The sequence below is a fragment of the Paraburkholderia sp. JHI2823 genome (assembly GCF_038900695.1).
In the GTDB taxonomy this organism is placed as follows: domain Bacteria; phylum Pseudomonadota; class Gammaproteobacteria; order Burkholderiales; family Burkholderiaceae; genus Paraburkholderia; species Paraburkholderia mimosarum.
In genome coordinates, this window is sequence record NZ_JAYMRY010000106.1 from 1 (window position 1) to 3,913 (window position 3,913).

General features: G+C 61.4%; 2 protein-coding genes and 1 pseudogene. 2 read left to right on the top strand and 1 reads right to left on the bottom strand.

Features of this window, described 5'->3' with window-relative positions; translation table 11 throughout:
• Positions 1-499: 499 nt before the first annotated feature.
• Positions 500-691, top strand: a complete 192-nt coding sequence (locus VSR34_RS37545; protein ID WP_342965131.1) for a hypothetical protein — start codon at positions 500-502, stop codon at positions 689-691.
• The gene (locus tag VSR34_RS37550; RefSeq protein WP_342965132.1) at positions 684-2,753 is read left to right on the top strand and encodes a recombinase family protein; all 2,070 of its coding nucleotides are present in this window, start codon (positions 684-686) and stop codon (positions 2,751-2,753) included. The genes VSR34_RS37545 and VSR34_RS37550 overlap by 8 nt, the downstream gene beginning before the upstream one ends.
• Before the next feature lie 36 nt (positions 2,754-2,789).
• Here VSR34_RS37550 and VSR34_RS37555 read toward each other — a convergent pair.
• Positions 2,790-3,826: pseudogene (locus VSR34_RS37555) on the bottom strand (IS3 family transposase); the annotation flags it as partial.
• Between the last annotated feature and the right edge of the window lie 87 nt (positions 3,827-3,913).

Below are 3,913 nucleotides of genomic sequence, written 5' to 3' on the forward strand. Positions count from 1 at the left end.
AGAGGTGGCGCCGCTTCTTCGGACAGGGTCCCGAGATTTTTAAGTGGAACGTCCGGGGCGATCATGCTGCCGATTTGATCGCTGGCAGCGTCGCGAAGTATGCCTCATCGGGCGTCTGATCCGCCAGGCTCGAATGAGGACGTTTGCGGTTGTACAAGCCGTCAACACAACGCCCATATCACCGAGTCAAGGAAAGTTCTCTACCGTTGGCACCCGTGGTACGGGCACACGGTATGGATTTTCACCACGATAGAAAGGAAGGACGCCGGGTCAGTGCTGCGCTGTGCGCGAGAGCCGTTCGACACGGCGGGCTTGCTGGAGGTGCCGCAGTGGATGTTTGATCCCGTTGCCTGCTGTCGCATTACTTCGGCAACGTCTCCCGCCGTCAGCTGTGAAGCATTGAGAGAACTGAAGCACCTGCTGGCACAGGCGCCTGCTGCCGGGAAGCGCGGTATGGTACAAGCCGAGCACCATCCTTTGCTCCGTACAGGAGGTGCTGATGCGACCCCAGACCAGCCCGCAACCGCGCGCTCAACTCGACCTGTTTCATCCTTTCCCGAAGACGCCACAATGGACGCACCTGCCGCAGGATGTCCGGCAGGAGACGGTGCGTTTGCTTGCGCAACTGCTGCGACAACACCGTCGCGGCCGGTTCGCCGTCGTACACGAGCCGGAGGTGCGCGATGAGTGACAAGATTCGGGCACAGCATCTGACGCGCAAGGCCATGCTGTACGTGCGCCAGTCGTCGGCCTACCAGGTCAGCCACAATCTGGAAAGCCAGAAGTTGCAGTATGCGATGCAGGATCGTCTGCACCAGTTGGGCTGGAACGAGATCGAAGTGATCGACGAGGATCTGGGGCGCTCTGCGGCCGGAACACAAACGCGCACGGGCTTCGAACGAATGGTGGCAGAGGTCTGTCTTGGGCACGTCGGCGCAGTTGCCGCTCGCGAGGTTTCGCGATTTGCGCGCAACAGTCGCGAGTGGCAGCAACTGGTTGAGGTGTGCCGCATCGTCGACACCGTGCTCGTTGATCAGGAGACCGTGTACGCGCCACGGCAGAGCAACGATCGTTTGCTGCTCGGCTTGAAGGGTAGCCTGAACGAATATGAGCTGGATCTGCTGCGTCAGCGTTCGCTCGAAGCTCGGCGGGAGAAGGCCAAACGTGGCGAACTCGTCGTCGCGGCGCCGGTGGGCTACTGCAAGACTGAAGACCAGCGCCTGGAGAAGGATCCGGATTTGCGCGTGCAGGACGCCATTCGCTCGGTGTTCCGCCAGTTCGGTGCGATTGGATCGGTGCGTCAGACGTTGTTATGGTTCCTGGAGCACGGCCTGCAGTTGCCGGCATGCACTCCGCGCGGCGAAATCCAATGGAAACGGCCGAGCTACGGGACGGTGTACCGGATTCTGACCAACCCGATCTACGGTGGTGCGTATGCGTACGGCAAGACCGAATGCAAGATCAATTACGAAGGCGGGGAACAGCGCAAACATGATCGCCGGAAACCTCGGGATGAGTGGCTTGCGCTCATTCCCAATGCCCACGACGGGTACGTTCAGTGGGACGAATTCGAGCGGATCCAGCGCGCGATCAATGGCAATCTGCGTCTGGCCGGACACGCTGGCGCCCCAAAGAACGGCGAGGCCCTTCTGGCGGGACTGTTGCGCTGTCGGCGCTGCGCAAGCAAGCTGACGTTACACTACACGGGTAACAGGCACGACGCCCTGCGCTATAGCTGTCATCGCGGCTGGCTGGACAAGGGACAACCGCGTTGCATTGCGTTCGGTGGCACGCGCGCGGACGCGGCCATCGCCGAGGCGGTCCTGCAGGTCGTTCAACCAGCGGCAATTGAGGCAGCAATGGTGGCGCGCGAAGAAGAGACCCTGAAGCAGGATGAAGTGCTGGCCGCGCTGCAGCGGGATCTGCAAGCGGCACGCTATACCGCCCAACGCGCGCAGAAACAATACGACGCTGCTGATCCCGAAAACCGGCTTGTCGCCGACGAACTGGAGCGGCGCTGGAATGATGCGCTGCTGCGCGTGGAGGAAGTGGAATCGCGTATCGAGCAACAGACGCGCACATCCGGTCAGACACCGCCCGCCCAGCCCGATGAGTTTGCCGATCTTGCTGCAGCGTTGGAATCGATCTGGCCGCAGGCCGACGCCCGACTGAAGAAGCGTATTGTGCGCACCCTGATCCACGAAGTCGTGGTCGACGTTGACAACGCAACGAGCGAAATTGTGCTCGTCATTCACTGGAAAGGCGGCGTACATACCGAGATTCGCGTGCCGCGTCGGCGGCGCGGTGAGAACACCACGCATACGTCACGAGAAGCGATTGATGCCGTGCGGCAGCTCGTCCGTATCTGTCCGGACCTGGTGATTGCTGGCGTGCTCAATCGCAATGACCTGCGAACCGGCCGGGGTAACTTCTGGACCCAGGAGCGAGTCACCGCGTTGCGTAGCCACCATCAGATCCCTGTCTATTCGAGCGAGCGACGTGCCGCTGAAGGATGGATGACGTTGACCGAGGCTGCGGCGTTCGTCGGCGTGAGCCCCGGAACGCTCAGGCATGCGGTCGAGCGCAACGAGATCGTAGCCGAGCATCCGTTGCCCAATGGTCCGTGGATCTTCAATCGCAATTCACTGAGCGGGGATGCCGTCTCCGAACTCGTGGCCAAGGCACGTGCACGGCGCGGATACCCCACAAAACCAATGGCACAACAGGGTTCTCTTGATTTATCAAGCACATAGCGAGGTTGGGCAGTATGAAACACACTTGTACATCTCAATGTATTGGCCAATGGAGCGCCGGGCGTGGCTGACCGACTCATATGCCTTCAGGTACACCTCCTCATACTTGACGCTTCGCCACACTCGTTCGACGAACACGTTGTCGCGCCAAGCGCCTTTTCCGTCCATCGACAGCCGAATGCCTCGGCCCAGCACCGCCTCGGTGAAGGTTCCCGCCGTGAACTGACTGCCCTGATCCGTGTTCACGATGTCGGGGTGCCCATAGCGGGCGAACGCTTCTTCCAGTGCTTCAACGGCATGCACGGCCTCCAGCGTGATCGCCACGCGGTGCGCGAGGATCCTGCGGCTGGCCCAGTCCACCACCGCCGTCAGATACACAAAGCCGCGCGCCATCGGGATATAGGTCGTGTCGAGCGCCCAGGCCTGATTTGCCCGGTCGATCTTCAGGCCGCGCAGCAAGTAAGGCCAGATCTTGTGCTTCGCGTTGCGTCGGCTCGTGTTCGGCCTGCAATACAGCGCTTCCACACCCATGCGCTTCATGAGCGTACGCACGCGGCGACGGCCGACTTCGTGACCCTCCCGCCGCAACAGGCGCGCCAGCATCCGCGCACCGGCAAATGGGAACTCCAGATGCAGTTCGTCGATTCGGCGCATCAACCGCTGGTCGTCGTCGCTGAGCGGCCGCGCTTGGTAATACACGCTCGATCTTGCAATACCGACAAGCCTGACTTGCTGCGATACCGGCAACGCGTGACTACGGTCAATCATCGCTTTGCGCTCAGCAATCCCGCCTTGTTGAGCGCGCCGCTTAAAAAATCATTTTCCAACGTGAGCTGGCCGATCTTGGCGTGCAGCGTCGTCACGTCTACCGGCGGTTCGCTCGACACCGCGCCCGCCGAACCGAACACGTCGGCCGCACGCTCCTGCAACTGCCGTTTCCATTCCGTGATCTGGTTCGGATGCACGTCGAACTGCTGAGCCAGTTCGGCCAGCGTGCGCTCCCCCTTGACAGCCGCCAGGGCCACTTTCGCTTTGAACGCCGCTGAGTGCGTGCGTCGGGTTCGTTTCGTCATTTCCTCGGTTCCTTTGCCTGCATTATCGCTGGCTCAGGCCCCGGCCGTTCCACTTATCCCGCTGTCCGATTTTGCGCGGCCACCTCT

Coding starts and splice junctions, on each gene's coding strand:
- VSR34_RS37545 (WP_342965131.1), top strand. CDS start 500: ATGCGACCCCAGACCAGCCCGCAACCGCGCGCTCAACTCGACCTGTTT.
- VSR34_RS37550 (WP_342965132.1), top strand. CDS start 684: ATGAGTGACAAGATTCGGGCACAGCATCTGACGCGCAAGGCCATGCTG.